The sequence below is a fragment of the Photobacterium atrarenae genome (genome assembly GCF_024380015.1).
GTDB lineage: Bacteria > Pseudomonadota > Gammaproteobacteria > Enterobacterales > Vibrionaceae > Photobacterium > Photobacterium atrarenae.
The window spans coordinates 767201-788059 of the sequence record NZ_CP101508.1 but is presented as its reverse complement, the minus strand read 5'-3'; the positions used below and the strand labels follow the sequence as shown (position 1 = coordinate 788059).

The 20859-nt window shown below is 53.7% G+C and carries 17 protein-coding genes and 5 tRNA genes; 9 read left to right on the top strand and 13 right to left on the bottom strand.

The window, feature by feature from the left end; translation table 11 throughout:
- Positions 1–35 precede the first annotated feature (35 nt).
- The 6 genes from NNL38_RS03985 to NNL38_RS03960 all read right to left on the bottom strand — a co-directional run bounded on the left by NNL38_RS03985 (position 36) and on the right by NNL38_RS03960 (position 8199).
- Positions 36–623, bottom strand: a complete 588-nt coding sequence (locus tag NNL38_RS03985) for an LPP20 family lipoprotein (protein ID WP_255390555.1) — start codon at positions 621–623, stop codon at positions 36–38.
- 37 nt (positions 624–660) lie between these two features.
- Positions 661–1719, bottom strand: coding sequence for a hypothetical protein (locus tag NNL38_RS03980; RefSeq protein WP_255389729.1), 1059 nt, complete (start codon positions 1717–1719; stop codon positions 661–663).
- 23 nt (positions 1720–1742) lie between these two features.
- Positions 1743–2717, bottom strand: a complete 975-nt coding sequence (locus NNL38_RS03975) for an LPP20 family lipoprotein (protein WP_255389728.1) — start codon at positions 2715–2717, stop codon at positions 1743–1745.
- 16 nt (positions 2718–2733) lie between these two features.
- Positions 2734–3483 (bottom strand): ETEC_3214 domain-containing protein, encoded by a 750-nt coding sequence (locus tag NNL38_RS03970; RefSeq protein WP_255389727.1) that lies wholly within the window; start codon positions 3481–3483, stop codon positions 2734–2736.
- 484 nt (positions 3484–3967) lie between these two features.
- Positions 3968–7096, bottom strand: coding sequence for a multidrug efflux RND transporter permease subunit (locus tag NNL38_RS03965; protein WP_255389726.1), 3129 nt, complete (start codon positions 7094–7096; stop codon positions 3968–3970).
- Positions 7096–8199, bottom strand: a complete 1104-nt coding sequence (locus NNL38_RS03960) for an efflux RND transporter periplasmic adaptor subunit (protein ID WP_439651372.1) — start codon at positions 8197–8199, stop codon at positions 7096–7098. Before NNL38_RS03960 ends, NNL38_RS03965 begins: the two co-directional genes overlap by 1 nt.
- A 229-nt stretch (positions 8200–8428) precedes the next feature.
- On the opposite strand from NNL38_RS03960, the gene NNL38_RS03955 reads away from it, so the two are divergent.
- The 6 genes from NNL38_RS03955 (at position 8429) to NNL38_RS03930 (ending at position 11099) form a co-directional block, all read left to right on the top strand.
- A tRNA-Tyr gene (locus NNL38_RS03955) sits at positions 8429–8513 on the top strand.
- Between the two features lie 82 nt (positions 8514–8595).
- Positions 8596–8680: transfer RNA gene (locus tag NNL38_RS03950), tRNA-Tyr, on the top strand.
- A 77-nt stretch (positions 8681–8757) separates the two neighbouring features.
- Positions 8758–8842, top strand: a tRNA-Tyr gene (locus NNL38_RS03945).
- Between the two features lie 77 nt (positions 8843–8919).
- Positions 8920–9004, top strand: a tRNA-Tyr gene (locus NNL38_RS03940).
- A gap of 77 nt (positions 9005–9081) precedes the next feature.
- Positions 9082–9166: transfer RNA gene (locus NNL38_RS03935), tRNA-Tyr, on the top strand.
- A 181-nt stretch (positions 9167–9347) separates the two neighbouring features.
- A complete protein-coding gene (locus NNL38_RS03930) occupies positions 9348–11099 on the top strand; it encodes a response regulator (RefSeq protein WP_255389724.1) in 1752 nt (583 codons plus the stop codon).
- Positions 11100–11133: 34 nt separating this feature from the next.
- On the opposite strand, the gene NNL38_RS03925 is transcribed toward NNL38_RS03930, so the two are convergent.
- On the bottom strand, positions 11134–12096 hold the full coding sequence (locus NNL38_RS03925; RefSeq protein WP_255389723.1) for a glutathione S-transferase family protein: 963 nt from the start codon (positions 12094–12096) through the stop codon (positions 11134–11136).
- A gap of 107 nt (positions 12097–12203) precedes the next feature.
- A complete protein-coding gene (locus tag NNL38_RS03920; protein WP_255389722.1) occupies positions 12204–12452 on the bottom strand; it encodes a GlsB/YeaQ/YmgE family stress response membrane protein in 249 nt (82 codons plus the stop codon).
- Between the two features lie 161 nt (positions 12453–12613).
- Between NNL38_RS03920 and xthA the strand changes: the two genes are divergently transcribed.
- Complete coding sequence (gene xthA / locus NNL38_RS03915) at positions 12614–13423, top strand: exodeoxyribonuclease III (RefSeq protein WP_255389721.1); 810 nt, start codon at positions 12614–12616, stop codon at positions 13421–13423.
- An 85-nt stretch (positions 13424–13508) separates the two neighbouring features.
- On the opposite strand, the gene NNL38_RS03910 is transcribed toward xthA, so the two are convergent.
- From NNL38_RS03910 to NNL38_RS03895, 4 genes are all read right to left on the bottom strand, one after another.
- Positions 13509–14186, bottom strand: coding sequence for an ABC transporter permease (locus tag NNL38_RS03910; protein ID WP_255389720.1), 678 nt, complete (start codon positions 14184–14186; stop codon positions 13509–13511).
- 4 nt (positions 14187–14190) lie between these two features.
- Positions 14191–14931, bottom strand: coding sequence for an ABC transporter permease (locus NNL38_RS03905; protein WP_255389719.1), 741 nt, complete (start codon positions 14929–14931; stop codon positions 14191–14193).
- 92 nt (positions 14932–15023) lie between these two features.
- Positions 15024–15800: an ABC transporter substrate-binding protein gene (locus tag NNL38_RS03900; RefSeq protein ID WP_255389718.1), complete on the bottom strand. Its 777-nt coding sequence runs from the start codon at positions 15798–15800 to the stop codon at positions 15024–15026.
- A gap of 86 nt (positions 15801–15886) precedes the next feature.
- A complete protein-coding gene (locus NNL38_RS03895) occupies positions 15887–16657 on the bottom strand; it encodes an ABC transporter ATP-binding protein (RefSeq protein WP_255389717.1) in 771 nt (256 codons plus the stop codon).
- 374 nt (positions 16658–17031) lie between these two features.
- Between NNL38_RS03895 and NNL38_RS03890 the strand changes: the two genes are divergently transcribed.
- On the top strand, positions 17032–18672 hold the full coding sequence (locus NNL38_RS03890) for an ABC transporter substrate-binding protein (RefSeq protein WP_255389716.1): 1641 nt from the start codon (positions 17032–17034) through the stop codon (positions 18670–18672).
- On the opposite strand, the gene NNL38_RS03885 is transcribed toward NNL38_RS03890, so the two are convergent.
- A complete protein-coding gene (locus tag NNL38_RS03885) occupies positions 18634–18789 on the bottom strand; it encodes a hypothetical protein (protein ID WP_255389715.1) in 156 nt (51 codons plus the stop codon). The genes NNL38_RS03890 and NNL38_RS03885 overlap by 39 nt on opposite strands.
- On the opposite strand from NNL38_RS03885, the gene ycaO reads away from it, so the two are divergent.
- Positions 18788–20545 carry a 30S ribosomal protein S12 methylthiotransferase accessory factor YcaO gene (ycaO, locus tag NNL38_RS03880; RefSeq protein ID WP_255389714.1) on the top strand — a complete coding sequence of 586 codons (1758 nt, stop codon included), beginning with the start codon at positions 18788–18790 and terminating at the stop codon, positions 20543–20545. The genes NNL38_RS03885 and ycaO overlap by 2 nt on opposite strands.
- Positions 20546–20859 lie beyond the last annotated feature (314 nt).

The window sequence follows — 20859 nt, the reverse complement described above, 5'->3', positions numbered from 1 at the left end:
GGGCTACTCGCGTAGCCCTCAATCTTGTTGAACGATTAAAGCATCGAATCCAATGCTTTTTGCAGACTCTCTTCTGCTTTCTTGTCGTTAAACTGCTTCCAAAGGCCAGATTCCTTATCAGTCGCCGCTTCAACCACCAGCGCGACGTTACGATCATAGGTCGCCTGATCCATGCCGACTAAGGTATACAGGCCGCCACCCGGACTGCGGGTTGACACAATCACCCGGCTGTTGCTCAGAGTGCGGCTGCTGACATTTTTTGTTACCGACTGGAACTGCTCATTCACTTCTTCGGTCACAGATTCATTGCTCGAAACCACTTCAGCCGTCATCGCTTGTTTAAACATGGTATTGACGTTGGTTTCAAACTGCTCTGCCAGACGCTTACGGGCATCATTGGTCGCAATAGTGCGCATCACGCTCATGCCGGCCGCACTTTTCTTAGCGTAGCCCACGCTGCCAATCGCAACGTCATCCGGCATTACATCACACACCCATTTCGGCGCTTCGTGCTGCATCGCATCCGGGTAGTAACACGCCATGGATTGAATGTCGCTGACCGTGTTCGACTGACAGCCTGCCAGTCCCATGACCAACATGGTGGTCATCAATGTTTTTTTCATCATCATATATCTACTTGTTTAGGGGTGAACCCGCCCATTATGAGCCTTTTTTGCTGAACGCTTCGTATGTTTCCCAACAGATAGTACGGAACGGTTCAATGACATCGTTACAGCCGCTTTCAAAGCGCGCTTCAACCAGATCGCCGCGCTGGATTTTCATCACGTTCTTCTCGTCAACGCCGATCCAGGAATAGGTCGGCTTGATGCCGTGGCGGTTATCTTCATCTGCGGTCTGTCCTTCACCAACCGGATAATATTCAACCACTTCCGTGCCGTCGGCCAGCTGCACTTTTTCAGCCGTCGTAATTTCAACTTTTTGCTCTGGCTTGATCCCCAACGTTGAGCCCATGTTGACCCGAACCATGGCGCCGTACTCTTCACACTGACGCAGCTCTTCAACCGTACCGCTCGGAGCGAACTGGTTCAGCAGCTCGTCATTGCGGTTGACCGCGTTTTTCGCAGCTTCTTCAACCAGGCGCTTGTACTGGCCATTCGAGATCGGACAATCTGAATCCGGACGATCCTGCTCAAACGTACTCATTTCGCGACCGCTGATTTCAATCCGTTTGACCACTTCCATGCTCGGCAGCGCAACGACTTTCACGATGCCTTCGACAGACGCGGTAAAGGAACACTCGGCCGGATAGTATTTACGCTCACCATCGTCATTGACTTTGGTTTCCTCATCACTGAAGGAATACTTCAGGTTCGATGAGCGTACTTCGGCCAGCACCGCATAATCGGCAATTGCCACGCCGGAAGTGTTAATCCGGCCACTTTGCTCAGCCAGCTTAATTTCCTGCTTCAGCTTGCCGGCCAGGGAACGATCAACCAGCTTGGCACCGGACTGATCCACCTGACTTTCCAGACGATACTGGAAGGCATTCGCCATGGTACGCGGATAATCAATCCCGCTGGCCACATCAGCCGGAAGTACAATCGCTTTTTTCGCTTGTGAAGTCGCCACCTTGACTTCACTTTGCGGAATATTAATAGCGGTGCTAGCGTGACAGATCCCTTCCGGAGCATCTGGCAGGCTCTTACAGCCTGTCATCAACGCAGCAATGCTGACCGCTAATAATGCTTTTTTTGACATAACCTTTATCCAATTATTGCGTGTTATAAAACGCCCAAAAAGTGCCAAAGTCCTTGTTCACTCATTTGGGCGGAAAAATGACGGGAGGCTCCTTCTTTAGATACTTTGTAATTAGAAACAGAGTTCCCGCTGGCAATCACTTCACGATTTGCGGTTGTTTTCCCGCGTTTGTTTTGAATCGTCAAATCAGCAATAACCGTTGAAATATATGCATCACCCACTTTGCTCTGACGCCACTCGGTATCCAGGTTGAGGATATGAGTCGCTTTGCTGGTGCTGGAGCCCGTGGCAATGTGCTCCGCGGCCAGGTGCTGCTCGACAAACCCTTTCATCCAGCGATCCCCTTTTGGGGCCACCACCTTAAACTGAAGCTGATTTTTCACGGCCTGCAGGGTGCGCTCCAGCGCAATCACCTGCTCGGTCACCGGATGGGCCTGGGCAACACCGTCACTGACGGCCAGCAACATCGCCTGCCGGGTCAGAACTTTATCTTTCACCGCTTGTACATCCCTGTGCTTGAGCCACCACAGCAGCGGATCGGCATGGTCGCGGCTGAGCAAGGCCGTTTTGACATCTTCTGCTGTCTGAGTCAGCTCCCGTTGCAGTTGCGTCTTCACGGTCGCTTTGTTGATAGTTGCTTCAACATAGTAGATCCCGTCGACCTGCTGCTGGCGGGGATAGTCCACACCGGTCAACACCACAGGCGCCGTTTTGACATTGACCCGGGAGTCATTGATGGACTGGAAGTTCTCATCGCCATTCAGCTCACGTAGTACCTGGCGTTGATAACCGGAGGATTCAACCTGAGTCCATAGCCGCTCATTGAGCTGACTCATGGCCATCCGCTGAGCTGCCGACAGACTCCCCCCATGGCCTACCGCATAGAGTTGCTGATTCGTTTCCTGAGTTGGTGTAAGCACCCACTCAGGCGTTGATGTTGACTGGCATGCAGACAACATCAAGGCGCCTGACAGCGCCAGGATGGCTTTCATTTTCATGATCGACTCGCGTTAATTAACGAAAAAAGGCGGTGAACTCGAACTGGGTCAGCAGTGCTTCAGCCATGATCTCCGGTCCGACTTCAGACAGCGCAAAAGCATTGGGCGTTTGCTGTCGCAGCGGCTGTAAATCAGTGGCTTGTACCTCTGCACCCATATTCAGTTGACGATTGAGGGATTGAATCGCCTGCTGTGCCGGTGGGGCCATCTGGCCGTAATCAACCGTAGCCAGCAGCAGGTTATAAAACATGGCATTGCGCCCCAGAGTATGAGACTCGGCATAATAGTCGAGGTTGCCAAAGTCGGTGAAGTAGCGTTCAAACTCCGTCACCTGGCGGCTCATCGGCGTTTCCAGCAAGCTCAGTTCGGAATACGGGACTCCTGCAGAGAAACTATCTGTCAGGGCGACCACGCTGTAGCCGACCACTCGCTCAGCTTTCACCGCAATGGTCAGTAAGTACTTATCCTGGCCGTAATAAAAGAAATTCACGGCCGGATTAATTTTGGACGGTTTCGATGCCTGGGCTACGCCAATCAGCGATTGAATATAATCGTGGGTCTGGCCGACTTTAATTTGTTCAAGCTGTTCATACTCAATTTCATTGGTGAAATTCGTGATCACAGATTCATAAATAACTTCAACCGCATCTTTGGTGTCATTCCACTGTCCCAGTGACAACATAATGGCGACAACCGCAAACGCAATACTTTGCATTTTTACCCAAAGGTTTGGTGTCGTCTCAACCGTCAACTCTTCGCTTTGCATAGCTATTTTTACGCCAATATATGAGAAACAAGATAAGGAGGGTTCCAAGACTATTGGAATCAACCACTTATATTATGGGGTGAATATCTCATATTCAACAACACATGTGCGCACTCGATCACACTTCAGACAGATATGCAAACGTTAGCCTAATTATTAACCTCATTATTAATATTTGTTTTCAAATTGATGGCGCTCTCTTACAGGTCACCTCAAATTCATCGTCAATTGAATTCACAGAATAGCCTTTTTGACGAGTTGTCATTTCTCCATTTGATACATCGCGTACATAGAAATGCTTCTCAAAGTCTGATGAACCCATTGCGAAACACAGAAAAACAAAACAGCTTAAAACGAATAAATAAGGAATAAATTCCGAGAAACACAATCGATAAAATAATTCAGCGCTGAACTTGCGCATGGAACAAACGTCAAAAAGCCGTCACACGGACGGCTTTTCATTCATCGATACGGAAGTGACTTGTTAACCCAGTGCGTCCGGGCTTGCCTGAGGCGATTGGTTCCTGTCCAGGTGCAGTGCTTTCTCCAGTTGCTCAGCCACATAACCCGGGGAATGGGTCCCGGCCGACATCAGGCGGTACATCGCCGGGATCACCACCAGGGTCACCAAGGTGGCAAAGGCCATGCCGAAGAACACCACGGTCCCGACCGCAATCCGGCTTTCCGCCCCGGCGCCGCTGGAAAGGATCAGCGGCACCGAGCCGAACAAGGTGGTGAAGGCGGTCATCAGGATCGGTCGCAGGCGCCGCTCAGCCGCATCGACAATCGCCTGCTCAAAAGCAACCCCCTTGTCGCGCAACTGGTTGGCAAACTCAACAATCAGGATCCCATTCTTGGTCACCATCCCGATCAGCATGATCATCCCGATCTGGCTGTAGATGTTCATACTCTGATCCAGCAGCAACATCCCGGCCAACCCGCCGAAAGCCCCCATCGGCACCGTCAGCATCACCACCATCGGGTTAATAAAGCTTTCGAACTGCGCCGCCAGCACCAGATAGGCCACCAACAGGGCCAGGCCGAAGACCAGCAGGATACTGCTCTGATTCTCGCGGTAGTCTTTCGATTCACCGGCATAATCAATCACGATATCGCTCGGCAACATATCCAGCGCCTGCTCATCAAGGTAATCGAGCGCTTCACCCAGGGTATAGCCCGGCATCAGGTTGGCCGACAGGGTGATCGACTTTTGCTTACGGTTATGGCTCAGCCGCTGTGCCGAGGCCACTTCCTCCACGCTGGCGACCGATTCCAGGGTGATCAACTGCCCGGCGTTAGTCCGCACATAGATCTGGCTCAAGTCTGTAGCGTTATTAAAGCTGTTTTCATCCCCTCGCAAATACACATCGTACTCTTCGCCGCGATCAACAAAAGTGGTTTCCGACCGCCCGCCCAGCATGATCTCCAGCGTTTCGGCAATATCGGCCACCGGGATCCCCAGCTCAGCGGCCCGCTGACGGTTCACTGAAACCACCAGCTCTGGTGTCGTTTCGGCATAATCCAGATCAGCCCCTTCCATCATCGGGCTCTCTTCAGCCAGGCTTTGTAGCTGGCTTGCCCAGTGGAACAGCTCCTGATAGTCTGCGCCATTGAGCACGAACTGCACCGGCTCCGAGGAGCCACCGCCGAACCCCGGCATAAACGCCCAGACCCGGATATCCGGGATCCCCTGCAGCGCCTGGCGCACCTCGCCCAGCGCTTCTTCTGCACTCACGCTCCGTTTTTCCCAGTTCTCCAGCGGCATGATGACAAAACCTGTCTGATCGCTGGCCCGGCCACCGAATGCCGGCGTCTGGATCGACAGGGATTTGATCACACCGTTACCGACCATCGGCAGCAGCCTGCGCTCGACTTCTTCGACATTGCCCACCATGCGGTTATAACTGGTGCCTTCTGCGCCTTTGACAAAAGCAAAAATTACCCCGCGATCTTCCTGCGGTGTCAGCTGCGATGGCACAGACTGCATCATCCAGGCGCTCAAACCGACAAACGCCAGCACAATCAGCGGCGCCCCGTAACGGTAGCGCACCGCCGCGCTGACCCAGGTGCGATATCCGGCTTCCAATCGAGCGAAAAACCGATCGACCGCCAGATTAAACCGGCTGGGCTTCACATTCGCTTTAAGCAGCTTGCTGCCCAGCACCGGACTGAGCGTCAGCGCCACCAGCGAGGAGAAAATCACCGCAAACGCCAGCAACACCGCAAATTCAGTAAACAGCGGGCCGACCATGCCGTCCATAAAGGAGATTGGCAAAAACACCATCACCAACACAGCGGTGGTCGCCACAACGGCAAATCCGACTTCCCGGGTGCCTTTAAAAGCCGCCAGCAATGGCGGCTCTCCCCGCTCAATATGGTGATAGATGTTCTCAACCACGACGATGGCATCATCGACCACCAGGCCAATAGCCAGGATCAGCGCCATCAGAGTCAACAGGTTGATCGAAAAACCGAGGAAATAGGCCACCATAAAGGCGGAGATCAGGGAGACCGGCACGGTAATGGCTGGGATCAATGTTGCCCGGGCCTGACCAATGAAGATATACAGTACCAGCACCACCAGGGCACCGGTGATCATCAGGGTGCTGTAGACTTCCTGGATCGACCGGTCGATAAACACCGTCGAGTCATAATCCACATAGAGGGAGGTCCCCTCCGGCAGGAAGCGCTGCATGCGCTCGACTTCCTGATAAACTGCATCGGCGACATCCAGCGGGTTGGCATCGGTCATGGTGACCATCCCCAGGCTCAGGTTCGCCACCCCGTTGTTTTTGAAGGTCGCATTTTCGTTCTGGGCCCCGATGGCAACCTCGGCCACGTCTTTGAGATAGATCGGCGTGCCGTCCGCGGCTTTGCGCACCGTCAGGTACCGAAAATCATCCGCGTTGCGATACAGCCGTGCGGTGCGCACCGACATGGTGGTGGTATCATTGCGCACCACCCCGCCCGGCAACTCAACATTTTCGTCATTCAGGGCATTGACAATATCTTTGGTGGTCACGCCCCGTCCGGCCATTTGATCCGGCTTGAGCTTGATGTACATCACCCGATAGAGTGCACCGTACAAGTCCACCGAGCTGATCCCGTTGATCAGGTTGAAGCGATCCACCAGCACCCGCTCGGCATAATCCGTCAGCTGGGAGCGGTCCATCACACTGGAGATCAGGTTGACATACACCGCCACTTCACCCGAACCGTTGTCTTTCGACACCACCGGCTCATTTGCCTCATCCGGCAAGCTGCGACGAGCCCTTGACACGGCATCCCGGACATCGCTGACCCCTTCGGTCAGATCCCACCCCATTTCAAATTCGATGGAAATTCGCGACGAGCCGTTACGCGTGGTCGAGGTGATCCGCTCAATGCCGCTGATCCCCGACAGCTGATCTTCGAGCACAGTTGTCACCCGGCTTTCCATAATCGAGGCTGACGCACCGGTATAACGGGTACTGACACTGATCACCGGGTTTTCCACATCCGGCATCTCACGGACCGAGAGTTTGTTGAACGACACCATGCCGAAAATACACAGCAACAGACTGAGCACCACGGCCACCACCGGCCGCTTCACCGAAACATCCGATAACCACATCAGGCTTTCTCTCCGTGTTGCTGCCCGGCCTGCGCCGCCGGAGCGACGGTCAGATCATTGACCTGAGCACCGTCTCGCATATTGACCAGCCCCTGCACCACAATCCGGTCGCCAATCTGAATCCCAGATTTGATCACCACCTCGTTCTCAACCCGCGTACCCAGCATCACCTCCGTACGCCGGGCTTTGCCGGCTTCATCGACCAAGTAGACGAAGCGTTTGGTGCCGGAATATTCCAGCGCCTGCACCGGGACAATAGCCGCATCTCGCGGCGTAAACCCAAGCCGTGCCGCCATCAGCATCCCCGGTTTCAGCTTGCGGTCCGGGTTGTCGAACCGGACCCGCACCCGAATATTGAGCGAATCGGACTGGACCCGCGAATCAATCGCCTGGATCTCGCCACTAAAGGTGATATCCGGCCAGGCCTGGCTGGTCGCCGTCACTGCCATCCCCTCACGCAGGAAAGATAGATATTGCTCCGGTACCTGAATATCGAGCCGCATGGTCGACAAATCATCAAAAGAGAACAACTCGCTGCCGACCGTCAGCATGTGGCCCGGACTGAAATCAATCAGCCCGACCGTCCCGGCGAACGGCGCCCGGAGCGCATGATCATCAAGCGCAGCTTTCGCCGCTTTCAGTCGCGCTTCGGCAATCGTCACGTTGGCCAGTTGGGCATCGAGCTCGGTCTGGGTCACCGCCCCACGTTTGACCAGGCTCTGGTATTCGCGGTATTTACGCTTTTCATCACTCAGGTAGGCGCGGGCTTCTTCATAAGCGGCGCGCGCTTTGGCATCATCGAGTTGCACCAGCAACGCGCCTTTAGCCACCTGGTCGTTGGCACTCACCGCTATCTGTGCCACCTTGGCAGAGACCTCTGCGGCAATATTGACCGAGCGCTGGGCAGCCAGTTTCCCGACCAGAGACAGCGACTCTCGGATCGGATGGGCCACGACGGCTTGCGTCGTCACCGGGATTTGACGGCCACCCCGCACTGGTGCCGGTTGTTCGGCCGCCTGGCTGCTCTGTTGCCAATAGAAAAGACCACTACCCGAAAGCGCTGCCGTCACCAATGCAGCAACAAGTATTTTCTTCATGTTCAAAACCGCTTCTAGAATTCTGAGAAAATCATACCCAATTCCGGCTCAAAGCAGGGTAAAGAAATGTAAAGTAAAGCATTTAAGCGTTTATAAGTGAGGGAGATAGCGAATACAACCTGAATTTATGTTTTGTCTCTCAACAAGATGATGAAAATACCAGCATCCAATGCAGTATTCCCTGGAAAAAGGTTTACAGCCCCCGAATGTTTGCTATTATCCACCCCGCACTTGTGGAGGGGTTCCCGAGTGGCCAAAGGGAGCAGACTGTAAATCTGCCGGCACTGCCTTCGATGGTTCGAATCCGTCCCCCTCCACCATTTTTCTTGAAAGCTGTTCCTTATCTGGTGTAAGGTACGTCTTTCTGGCAAGTAAGTAACTCACTTGCTTAGCAAACCCCGTGGAGGGGTTCCCGAGTGGCCAAAGGGAGCAGACTGTAAATCTGCCGGCACTGCCTTCGATGGTTCGAATCCGTCCCCCTCCACCATCATTGCTGAGAACGGCGAACGCGGTTCTCAATATTGCCCCGGTGAACGGGCAATCTCACAATTTGCAACACCCCGTGGAGGGGTTCCCGAGTGGCCAAAGGGAGCAGACTGTAAATCTGCCGGCACTGCCTTCGATGGTTCGAATCCGTCCCCCTCCACCATCATTGCTGAGAATGGCGAACGCGGTTCTCAATATTGCCCCGGTGAGCGGGCAATCGCACAATTTGCAACACCCCGTGGAGGGGTTCCCGAGTGGCCAAAGGGAGCAGACTGTAAATCTGCCGGCACTGCCTTCGATGGTTCGAATCCGTCCCCCTCCACCATCATTGCTGAGAATGGCGAACGCGGTTCTCAATATTGCCCCGGTGAACGGGCAATCGCACAATTTGCAACACCCCGTGGAGGGGTTCCCGAGTGGCCAAAGGGAGCAGACTGTAAATCTGCCGGCACTGCCTTCGATGGTTCGAATCCGTCCCCCTCCACCATATTCCGAGCCAGCTGCATTGCAGCTGGCTTTTTTTATGGTGGGATGTCAACTGCATGCCTCACCCCGGAGTAAAAATTCACCACAAATTTCTTCAGCTCTCTTTTCTGAGACAGTCGCTTTCCTCCCCACCCTCTAGGCTAATTACCATCAGCCAAACGCGCTTGAGCAGGGATATCGTGATGGCACAGAATCAGTACCAGCAAGCTCACAAGAAGCAACCGGGAAAGCGACAAAAAATACTCATCATTGACGATCAGCGCTCAGCAGCACTGTGTCTGAAAGGGCAGCTTCAGCAGCTGGGAACATTCAGAGTCGATATTGCGCTCACCTACCAACAAGCACTCGATAGCTGCCAGCAGACCCACTATGATTTGCTGTTTGTCGACTACCACCTGACCCATCACTTCAATGGCTTTGAGCTGATCAACCTGCTGCGCAAGCGCAATTATCTTTCTGCGCTTTCCGGCCTGATCATGATGTCGAGCGATCATTCGCTGGAAGTGGTCCTCACCGCCATGGCCGCAGAGCCCGACAGCTTTATCACCAAACCGATTGCCCTGGCACCGCTAAAAACCAAAATCGCGGAAGTTCAGGCCGCGATCCAGGCTCGTGCCCCCATTTACCACACTTTAGGTCAGGCCGGGGTCCCGGCTGCCATTGAGCGCTGCAAACAGCAGCTACAGCGCACGGGACATGATCCGAAACTCGAAAGCCTGCTACTCGATTTGCTGATCACAGCCGGACAATGGCAAGCCGTCGCGACGCTGATCACCCACCTGAAACAGTATCCTCCCACCCATAAGCTGTTGCTGGCAGAGGCGAGGCTCCTGCACCATCAGGGTCAGCGCCAGAAAGCCATTACCTTACTGGAGCAGTTACTGCATCGCTCACCGCTGATCATCGAAGCTTACGACTATTTGTCTCACTATCAAGAAGAAAACAAACAGTATTATGACGCGCTGAAAACTGCGGAAACAGCCCTGGCATTTACCCCGGGGATCAGCCACCGCGCACTAACCGCCGCCCAGCTAGCCGCTGATCTCAATCGCCATGAAGAACTGATCGCCGCTGGCCGGACCCTGGCTGAACGACTGCCGATCATGGATATCAGCTGGATCATCTGCTTTGCCGAATTCACCGCTATTTTCGAAAAGCTCTATTTTACCCAACCGTCTGACAAACTGCGTCGCCAGTTGCGCCAGGCTCTGGCTACAATCCACCGCCGGGCACTCCAGCGCGTCACTCCGTATCAAATGCCGTTTCTGATCAGCTTTGGTCACCTCATCACTTGCCGGTTAAAGTTAGGAACCGCCCGATCAACCATCACGACCCGAAAAGCAAGACGCCGGCTGATGCTTGGCCTTGCTCCCTACTTTGACCGCATCCCCCGCCTCCCTTCGGTCATGCTGGCTGACGCCTTACCCGCCCTGGCTCATTTGGGGGAAACCCGGCTGGTTGGCGAGATATGCCGGGCTCTGAAGCTACGGGATCAATTTGATGGCCACAGCCGGCATCGCTTAGACGATCTCAAAACAGATCAGGTGCTGGGAGAAGCGGTGAGGAACCTTGAGCGCCAACTGAACTTCGGCGCTCAAGCCTTGGTGAGCGAGCCTGCCACCGCGTTGATGACCTATGAGCAGGTTCTCAGTGAGTACCCCCTTTGCACCGAAGCTCACCTGGGGCGACTAGAGAGCCAGCTACGTTTGCATGTAGGATCGGAGCAGCAACTCAAACTCCGCCAAAGCCTGAGTGTGATCAGCGAAAGTCCACTCCCCGCCGGGCTGCACCAGTGGCGCGCACGGCTACTCAACCAAATCGTCACAGCGCAGCGCTCGCTGCCGGCCTGGCTGTGCCGACTCGGCCAGCATTATGTTCGCCGTACCGAGCGCTATCATGAACACATCCAGCCAGACAGGGCGATGGCCAGCTAAGAGCACCGGCCAGCTTTTTCATACCCTATCAATCCTACAGACCATCGCGGTGATGGGGGGTTTGCAAATCGAGCGCCGGTCCTTTAGGCACAATTCCGGTTGGGTTAATCATGGCATGGCTGAAGTAATAGTGTCGCTTGATATGATCAAAGTTAACCGTTTCTGCCACCCCCGGATACTGATACAGCTCTTTCAGGTATCCCTGCAAGTGCGGGTAATCGGCAATGCGCTGGCGGTTACATTTAAAGTGGCCGACATACACGGCATCAAAACGGATCAAGGTGGTAAACAGACGCCAATCCGCCTCGGTCAGGGTACGACCAGCCAGATAGCGGCTGGTGGCCAGGTGCGCTTCCACCGTATCCAGGGCGGCGAACAATTCATCAAATGCGGTGTTATAGGCTTCCTGGGTCGTCGCAAAACCGCAACGATACACGCCGTTATTAATGGCCGGATAGATAAACCGATTCCAGCGATCAATCTCATCCTGAAGTGACGGCGGGTAGAAGTCGGTCTCATTGCCGGTCAGATGATTGAAGGCCGTGTTCAGCATCCGGATAATTTCTGAAGACTCATTGCTGACGATAGTCTGCGTCTGCTTGTCCCACAGCACCGGTACTGTCACCCGGCCTGTATAATCCGCTTTGGCCATGGTATAAAGCTGGTGCATATAGTCAAAGCCGTTGATTGGTTCCGGCTTGTCAAATACCCAGCCTTTTTCCCGCATGTCCGGGCTGACCACCGTGACCCCGATATGCGGTGCCAGGCCTTTGAGCTGGCGAAAAATCAGGGTTCGATGGGCCCAGGGACAAGCCAGCGAAACATACAGGTGATAGCGTCCGGACTCAGCCGGAAAGCTCCGCTGCCCAGCCGGGCCGGGACCACCATCCGCCGTCAGCCAGTGGCGAAAACCGGCATCTTCTCGTACAAACGCTCCGTCGCTGGCCTCAGTGTCATACCAGACATCCTGCCATACCCCTTTAACTAATTTTCCCATTCTGCTGCCTCCTGAATCATGAATATTTCGATTATAGGCAGGCCCGGGATGCGTGTCGGCCAGGGTATGTTGAGCATGATCGTCAATTTTTCTGAATAAAAGAAGCTTCACCGCAGAAACTTGTTATAGACAAACAGCAGGATCAGCGCCCCCAGCGTCGCGGTGATCAGGCTGCCGAGATTCACCCCGGTAGCTGGCCCGAGGCCAATAAAACTCCCCACCCAGCCGCCGACAAAAGCCCCGGCAATCCCCAGTGCCATAGTTGCAAGCCAGCCGCCGCCATCTTTGCCCGGCATCAGCCATTTTGCCAGTGCCCCCGCAACCAGCCCGAGAATAATCCAGGATAAAATGCCCATTACATCACCTCATTATGAAGAAAAATATTAACATCAGCTTAGTCAATGACCTGCACCACCACCAGCTGCGGCGGTTCATTGCCGCTTTGCATCTGTGTTACTATCGGCGTTTGCCAAGGGGATCCCCCTGTTTCCCAAGCCAAATTACGGAACCAGCATTAATGAAAGTAATCTCATTTAACATCAACGGACTTCGCGCCCGCCTACACCAGCTACAAGCGGTGATCGACAAACACCAGCCGGATGTGATCGGCCTGCAAGAAATCAAAGTTCATGATGAAGCCTTCCCGCTTGAAGCGGTCGAAGCCATGGGTTACAAGGTGTATTTCCACGGCCAGAAAGCCCATTACGGGGTTGCCATGCTGTGCAAACAGGCGCCTCTGGAAGTGAAGCGCGGTTTCCCGACCGACGATGAAGATGCCCAGCGTCGGATGATTATGGCAACCTTTGAGCAAGCAAACGGCAAAAAGGTGACCATTCTCAACGGTTACTTCCCGCAAGGCGACAACATCAGCCATGAGATCAAATTCCCGGCCAAAGAAAAATTCTATGCCGACCTGATGACTTACCTCAATAACCATCATTGCAACGAAGAAGATCTGATTGTGATGGGCGACATCAATATCAGCCCGCTCGACAGTGATATCGGGATCGGTGAGGCCAATGCCAAGCGCTGGCTGAAAACAGGTAAATGCTCCTTCCAGCCCATCGAACGCGAATGGCTGAAGACCCTGATGGACTGGGGCTTTGTCGACACATTCCGTCAGCTACACCCGACAGTTGAAGATCAGTTCTCCTGGTTTGACTACCGATCCCGTGGCTTTGACGATAACCGCGGCCTGCGCATTGATGTGGTGTTGGCAACGCCAACCCTGGCCCAACGCTGCACCGAAGCCGGGATTGACTATGAACTACGAGGGATCGAGAAGCCATCCGACCATGCGCCAATCTGGTCGACCTTTGCCGGATAATCTTCTAATTTTTAGCGCTCCAAATACAAACGCCGATGCATAAGCACCGGCGTTTTCTGTGGTATCGTTGTTGCCAACAGCATGATCAGCTGAGCGGGCGCAAATGACGCATCCAGCGGCCTTCCAGTTTGCGGAAACACCAGATAATGGCGAACGTCAGTGCCATGTAGCACAAACCGGCAAACAGGAATGACTCAAACGGTGCATAGTACCGGGAGTTGACGATCCGAGCCGCCCCGGTCAGATCCACGATGGTGACAATCCCGGCCACAGCCGAGCCATGCACCATGAAGATCACTTCGTTACTATAAGCTGGCAACGCGCGACGCATCGAGCTTGGTAAAATCACCCGGCGAAACGCCTGCCAGGGGCTCATACCGTAAGCCTTCGCCGCTTCAATTTCCCCTTTCGGCATACTATTGATCGCACCGCGGATAATCTCTGCGGTATAGGCCGACGTGTTGAGAACAAAAGCAACCAGGGCGCAAAACCAGGCTTCCTGCCACAAGGTGCCCTGCACCGCAATCAGCTGACTGAGGCCGTAGTAAATCAAGTACAGCTGGATCAACAACGGTGTGCCACGAAAGAAGTAAATAAAGGCCCACGCCGGCCCTGAAACCACCGGGATCCGGCTGTTCCTGGCGACCCCAATAGGAATTGCAATGATCAGGCCGACCACCAGCGCCACAAACACCATCCAGACCGTGGTATAGAACCCTTCTAAATAGAGCTGCCAGCTCTCTGTCAGAATACTAAAATCCATCACCTTACCTCGTATGAATACTGAACTTGCGTTCGACCCACTTCAACACGGAGGTCGAGCATGAGGTAAACACCAGGAAAATTACCGCAACGCTCATATAAAACGTGAACGGCATCTGCGTGGTCCCAGCAGCTAACGCCCCTTTGCGCACCATGTCATCGAGGCCGATAATTGACACCAGCGCCGTGGTTTTCAACAGGACCAGCCAGTTGTTGCCAAAGCCTGGCAGTGCGTGGCGGATCATCTGCGGCAGCAAAATACGCCGGAAAGAGAGCACACTGCTCATCCCGTAAGCCTTTCCGGCCTCCAGCTCGCCTTTATCGACAGCCAAAATGGCCCCGCGGAAGGTCTCTGCCATATAGGCTCCGAAAATAAAGCCAATCGTCAGAATACCGGCCACAAACGGGCTGACTTCGACATAATCCGGTAGGTATTCGGTCCATTCATGATTGGGATCAGATGACGCGAAGAAATTGTTTAACCACTCATTAAGGTTATAGAGGCTGTCGTTCAGCAGCATCTGGCCACCGAAAAAAATCAACATCATCAGAACCAGATCCGGGATCCCGCGGATCACTGTGGTATAGACAGTGGCAATCGCCCGTGCCCAGCGGTAGGGTGAAAGTTTCGCCAGGGCGCCCAACATCCCCAGAATCATGGCCAGGGCCAGCGACAGCAAGGCAACCTGCAGAGTGATCCATGCCCCTTCCGCCAATGACCATTCATATCCTTTTAAGTCCAACAAAAGGTTGCTCCTTCATACTACAAAGGGAAGCGAGCCGGCTGGCTCAAACCGGGACCGGCAGCGCCGGCCCCCGCTTCTTTACATGAAAGGTATTACTCGCCGTACACATCGTAGGCAAAGTACTTGGCAGCAATTTTCTGGTACTCACCTTTTTCGCGTAGCGATTGGATGGCATCATCCAGCTTCTTGGTCAGGTCTTTATCCTGCTTGCGCACGGCAATGCCGAAGCCTTCACCAAACCACTGCGGATCTGTCAATGACGGACCGATAAACTCATAGCCTTCGCCGCCCGGCTTGTTCAGCAAGCCTTCCTGCAACGCCGATGCATCACCCAGCACAGTCGCAATCCGGCCGGCTTTCAGATCCAGGTAAGCATCATCAAATGAGCCATAACGGACGATCGACACCGAGTCACCGTAGTTGTCGGTCAGATACTTATCATGGGTCGTCGCACGCTGAACCCCGACTTTCACCCCTTTAAGGCCAGCTTTGGTAAAGTCAAGCTCGGTGCCTTTCTTGGCCACGAACTTGTTCGGGATCAGGGCGTATTTGCCGGTAAAATCGACTTTCTTCTTCCGCTCTTCGGTGATCGACATCGCGGCAATAATGGCATCGTACTTACGTGCCAACAATGACGGGATAATGCCGTCCCAATCCTGAGCGACGATTTTACATTTTGCCTGTAACTCTTTACACAGGGCGTTCGCCATGTCGACATCAAAGCCTTTCAGCTCACCGTTCGGCTCCGTCCAGCTAAACGGAGGATAAGCTCCTTCGATCCCGAAGCGAATCACTTTCCACTCTTTCGCCTGAACTGACGTTGCACCCAGTGCGGACACCACGGCCGCAGCCAAAATCCATTTTTTCATCTTCTACTCCTGTTGTGTTTACATCTGTCCGGCGATGTCCCCAAACACAGCCGATCAGAAATACTTGTCGATTGTAAAAATAAAGTTTAGTAAATCGACGAAATAAATTGTTGTAGTCGTTCTGATTCCGGGTTGGTAAATAACTTACTCGGACAGCCCTGCTCTTCAACCAGCCCCTGGTGCAGGAACATCACCTGATTCGAAACATCACGGGCAAAGGCCATTTCGTGTGTCACCACCAGCATGGTACGGCCTTCCTGGGCCAGATCCTGCATCACGCCAAGCACTTCCCCAACCAACTCCGGATCCAGCGCCGACGTTGGCTCATCGAACAGCATCACTTCCGGATCAACCGCCAACGCCCGGGCAATTGCCGCACGTTGCTGCTGACCACCGGACAAGTGGCCCGGATAATAATTTCGGCGCTCATACAAGCCGACTTTCTTTAAAATCGCTTCGGCCTTTTCGATTGCTTCGGCTCTCGGTACCCCCAGCACATGGATCGGTGCTTCTATCACATTGCCCAGCACCGTCATATGCGACCAGAGATTAAAGCCCTGAAAGACCATCGCCAGCCGGGAACGGATCCGCTGAACCTGTTTTTCATCCACCGGCAGGTATTCCCCGCGGCGGTTATTTTTCATTTTAATCAACTCGCCGTTCACCCAGATTTCACCTTGGGTCGGCGTTTCCAGTAAATTGATACAACGCAGAAACGTACTCTTGCCTGAACCGGAAGAGCCAATAATCGAGATGACATCACCGCGATGAGCAGTCAGCGAGATCCCCTTGAGGACCTCATTCTGACCAAAAGACTTATGCAGTTCCTTTACATCCAGCGCCACTACTTCAGCCATGCGCGCGAACTCCTGTTGCTCCATGAATCGGGACGTTTTGCTCGGAGCACTTCCTCTCAATGCCAGTCTTTCGTCAATCTGGCACGAAAGGCCTGGTCTAGAAGTTTTGTCTGTTTTCCGAGCACTTCATCGAAAGTATCACCACAAACCTCGATTGGCAACATTTTATTAACTTTTTACTCTGGGGAATCAGCAGTTAAATTCCATGCATATTTAATCACTTGGCGTGAGGTTACATCATTTGATCCGCAAAGTAACTTGCGGTAGGTTAAGGCGATAAAAGTTCTGCAGTACGAGCATTAGCGAACCTAGATATGTTTAGCGCCAATTTTTATCACTCTTTTTATCATTGGGCTCAACGGCTACTCTTTGCTATGACTCTGCTTTCCGGCGCTGTCTGCGCCGGTGAGCCAGCGCCGCAAAAACCCACTATTCTGACCCTGGTTCCGGAATATATTGAGCATGTCACTGCCAATTTTAATCCTTTTGCAAAATCTCCGATGCCCACCACGCATGAATTCATTTTCGAGCCTTTAGTCATCTTTAACTCTTTCCAGCACAACAAGCCGGTATACCGTCTGGCGACCGACTATCAGCTGGACGAGGATCTCAAAGGGATCACTTTCACCCTGCGTCAGGGCGTGCGCTGGTCAGATGGAAAACCATTCACCGCCGAAGACGTGGTATTTTCATTGTCATTGGTACAAAAATACCCAAATCTTGACTCACATGGCATAACTCAATGGGTTCACAGCGTACAGCAAGTGAACAACAATCAGGTCTATGTCAAACTCACCCAGCCCAACGCCCTCATTGCCTATTCCCTGGTTCTGAACCCCATTGTTCCGAAACACCAATGGGAGAGTGTCGAAAACCCAGCCACATTTCAGAACGCTCAACCTATCGGCACCGGCCCTTTTACGCAAATCTCTCAGTTGACCGAAGATGGCTACATCCAATGCCGCAATCCCCATTACTGGCAAGCCAAACAACTGCACGTTGATTGTCTGCGCTATCCCAAAATCACCAATAATGATGATTTTATAGCCCGGGTCGCCACGGGCGAGTTTGACTGGGCCGGATCATTTATTCCGGATATTGAACGGCACTACGCCTCCTACTCTCCGGACTACAACTACTGGCTACCGCCGGCCAGCACCATTAACCTGCTGTTTAATTTCAAGACAGCCAACCCGGAAATCCGGGCACTTTTTCAACAGCGCTCCTTTCGCCGCGCAATTTCCATGGCCGTCCAGCGCCAGTTGCTGATTGATATTGCCGCCTTCGGTCAGGGCGTTCCCTCGGAGTTTGCCTCCGGCATGAGCCAGCGCTTTGAGCACTGGGCCGATCCGGTGACCAAAGAAAAGTACCGTCCTTACATGACCTATAACCCGGCTCTGGCGCGTGAGCGACTCGATACGCTCGGCGTGCATGACCATGATCAGGACGGTTGGCGCGAGCTCTCTTCCGGTCAGCCACTTTCCCTGACCATCCTGACCCCGAAGGGCTGGTCAGATTTCAATACCACCGCCCTGTTATTGACAGAAATGCTGGCAGATATCGGTATTCAGGCACAAACCCTGCAGGTCGAGTTTTACCAGTTTGCCGAGCGGATGGCACAAGCCGACTACACACTGGCCCTCACCAATTACCCGGACGGGTTAACCCCATTCAACTACTTTAAACTTGGCTTTGACAGCGCCTATCAGGCCCCGCAATACCCGCGCTATGCCATGCATTTTTATCGCGACCCGCGCATTGACACCCTGCTGGAGCAGTTTCCAACAGCAGCAACTGCGCACCAGCGACTGTCGATTATTCGCGACCTCGACCGCCTGGTCGCAAGTCAGCAAATCACCGTCCCGCTGTATAACACAGTCCAGTTCTATCAATACAATACCCAGCGCTTCACCGGCTGGTTCGACGAGGACAATCCAGTCGCCAACCCGGTAGTCTGGCCGCAAAACCCGGAGCGCTTACTCCATGTACTGGCCTTGCGCCCCAAGCTGCCATAAAACAATCCGGTTCATCCAGTCGTAAGCCCCGTCACTGCCGCAACATCCGGCACTTGGGTTCAGCACACAGAATTCGGTATACTGCGCGCCACTCACACAGCTGACGAGATCGAACATGCAAACATTTATTCCCGGAAAAGACGCCGCGTTGGAAGAGTCCATCGCGCGCTTCCAGTCCAAACTTCAAGCGCTGGGGTTCAATATCGAAGAAGCCTCTTGGTTAAACCCGGTGCCGAATGTCTGGTCGGTGCATATCCGGGATGTCGATGCCCCAATGAACTTCACCAACGGCAAAGGCGCAACCAAGAAAGCAGCCCTGGCTTCAGCCCTGGGTGAGTACTTCGAGCGGCTGGCGACCAACTACTTCTATGCGGACTACTACCTGGGCCAGGACATCGCCAACAGCGCGTTCGTCCATTACCCGAATGAAAAGTGGTTCCCTGTCGATCTGGAAGAAAACCTGCCGCCGGAAGATATCCTTGATGAACGCCTGACCCAGTTCTATGATCCGACGCTGGAGCTGCTGGGCACCGATCTGATCGATCTGCAGTCAAGCAACCTGGAACGTGGGATCTGCGCGCTGCCATTTGAGCGCCAGAGCGATCAGGCCACCATCTATATTCCGATGAACATCATCGGCAACCTGTATGTCTCCAATGGCATGTCCGCCGGCAATACCAAGACCGAAGCCCGTACCCAGGGCCTGTCCGAAGTGTTCGAGCGCAAGATCAAGAACCGCATCATCGCCGAACATATCAGCCTACCGGAAATCCCGGCCGGCGTGATTGAGCGCTATCCGGGGATCAAAGCCTCCATTGATGCGCTCGAAGCGGAAGGCTTCCCTATCTATTGTTATGATGCCTCGCTGGGCGGCAAATACCCGGTGATCTGCGTGGTGCTGTTCAACCCGCAGAACAATACCAGCTTTGCTTCATTCGGTGCCCACCCGCGCTTTGAAGTGGCCTTCGAGCGGACCGTCACCGAGCTGCTGCAAGGCCGGAGCCTTAAAGATCTCGACGTGTTCCCGGAACCGTCTTTCGACAAGGATGAAGTCAGTGATCACCACAACCTGGAAACCCACTTCATCGACTCTTCCGGCCTGATTTCCTGGGATCTGTTCAAAGCAGATGCTGACTTTGACTTTGTCAACTGGAACTTCAGCGGCACATCAGAAGAAGAATTCAACCACCTGCTGGCCATTTTGCATGAAGAAGGGACCGATGCTTACATCGCCGACTACGACCACCTGGGGGTCGACTGCTGCCGGATCATCGTGCCGGGCTGGTCTGAGATCTATCCGGTCGAAGAGCTGATCGAAGCCAACAACAACGTTGCCCTCGAGCTGCGCGAAACCCTGCTGGCACTGCCGGCGATGGAGCTGGAAGCCGAGCAGTACGCCGAGCTGTACCACATTCTCGAAGAAGAAGGCTTTGATGATTTCAACCGCCTGTACGAAATTGTCGGCCTGGTGCCGCAGGCCGGCGATGCCTGGCAGACCCTGCGCATCGGCGAACTAAAATGCCTGCTGGCACTGGCCGGCGGCGATCTGGAGCTGGCCCTGGAGCAGGCCAACTGGTGTGTCGACTACAACGTCTCCACCTACAGCGCCGAGCGTGCCCGTTTCTTCCGCTGCCTGGTCTCCAGCCTCAAGCTGGCGCTGGACGATGACCGCGATCCGGCCCAGTACAAAGCGACCTTCGAGCGGATGTTCGGCGCCGACACCGTCGCGGCGGCCTGGGGCTCCATTGAAGGCACCACCCGCTTCTACGGCCTGACTGCCGGCGATTTGAGTCTGAGCCAATTCCCGGCACACCAAAAATTGCTGGCCTCTTACCATAAGCTGCAAGCAGCGAAACAGGCTGCAATGAAGTAATTTTATTACAAAACGCCACAAGCATCCGTCCAATGCCAACCCCACCGGGTTGGCATTTTTTGTCCCAATTATCCCGCCATATCCAAAAAACTGAAATAAAACCTTCGCTTTCAATAGGTTGCACGGAAAAAACGAGCTACAGGATAAAACTCATTGAAAACAATTAAATACGCTAAATTTCCCTATTGCCTCGCGCATACAACATAACACTTTTTCACCACTGCTGTTCACATCCGGACATATCTGATCATCACTCTCAATTTTTTTTGAATTCCCTCCTCGTTTTTTTGAAAGCGACTGATCGAGATCAATTC

Excerpts from the sequence above, each read along its gene's own strand:
- NNL38_RS03985 (WP_255390555.1), bottom strand. The coding sequence starts at position 623 with ATGAAAAAAACATTGATGACCACCATGTTGGTCATGGGACTGGCAGGC.
- NNL38_RS03980 (WP_255389729.1), bottom strand. The coding sequence starts at position 1,719 with ATGTCAAAAAAAGCATTATTAGCGGTCAGCATTGCTGCGTTGATGACA.
- NNL38_RS03975 (WP_255389728.1), bottom strand. The coding sequence starts at position 2,717 with ATGAAAATGAAAGCCATCCTGGCGCTGTCAGGCGCCTTGATGTTGTCT.
- NNL38_RS03970 (WP_255389727.1), bottom strand. The coding sequence starts at position 3,483 with ATGCAAAGCGAAGAGTTGACGGTTGAGACGACACCAAACCTTTGGGTA.
- NNL38_RS03965 (WP_255389726.1), bottom strand. The coding sequence starts at position 7,096 with ATGTGGTTATCGGATGTTTCGGTGAAGCGGCCGGTGGTGGCCGTGGTG.
- NNL38_RS03930 (WP_255389724.1), top strand. The coding sequence starts at position 9,348 with ATGGCACAGAATCAGTACCAGCAAGCTCACAAGAAGCAACCGGGAAAG.
- NNL38_RS03925 (WP_255389723.1), bottom strand. The coding sequence starts at position 12,096 with ATGGGAAAATTAGTTAAAGGGGTATGGCAGGATGTCTGGTATGACACT.
- NNL38_RS03920 (WP_255389722.1), bottom strand. The coding sequence starts at position 12,452 with ATGGGCATTTTATCCTGGATTATTCTCGGGCTGGTTGCGGGGGCACTG.
- xthA (WP_255389721.1), top strand. The coding sequence starts at position 12,614 with ATGAAAGTAATCTCATTTAACATCAACGGACTTCGCGCCCGCCTACAC.
- NNL38_RS03910 (WP_255389720.1), bottom strand. The coding sequence starts at position 14,186 with ATGGATTTTAGTATTCTGACAGAGAGCTGGCAGCTCTATTTAGAAGGG.
- NNL38_RS03900 (WP_255389718.1), bottom strand. The coding sequence starts at position 15,800 with ATGAAAAAATGGATTTTGGCTGCGGCCGTGGTGTCCGCACTGGGTGCA.
- NNL38_RS03895 (WP_255389717.1), bottom strand. The coding sequence starts at position 16,657 with ATGGCTGAAGTAGTGGCGCTGGATGTAAAGGAACTGCATAAGTCTTTT.
- NNL38_RS03890 (WP_255389716.1), top strand. The coding sequence starts at position 17,032 with ATGACTCTGCTTTCCGGCGCTGTCTGCGCCGGTGAGCCAGCGCCGCAA.
- ycaO (WP_255389714.1), top strand. The coding sequence starts at position 18,788 with ATGCAAACATTTATTCCCGGAAAAGACGCCGCGTTGGAAGAGTCCATC.
- NNL38_RS03885 (WP_255389715.1), bottom strand. The coding sequence starts at position 18,789 with ATGTTCGATCTCGTCAGCTGTGTGAGTGGCGCGCAGTATACCGAATTC.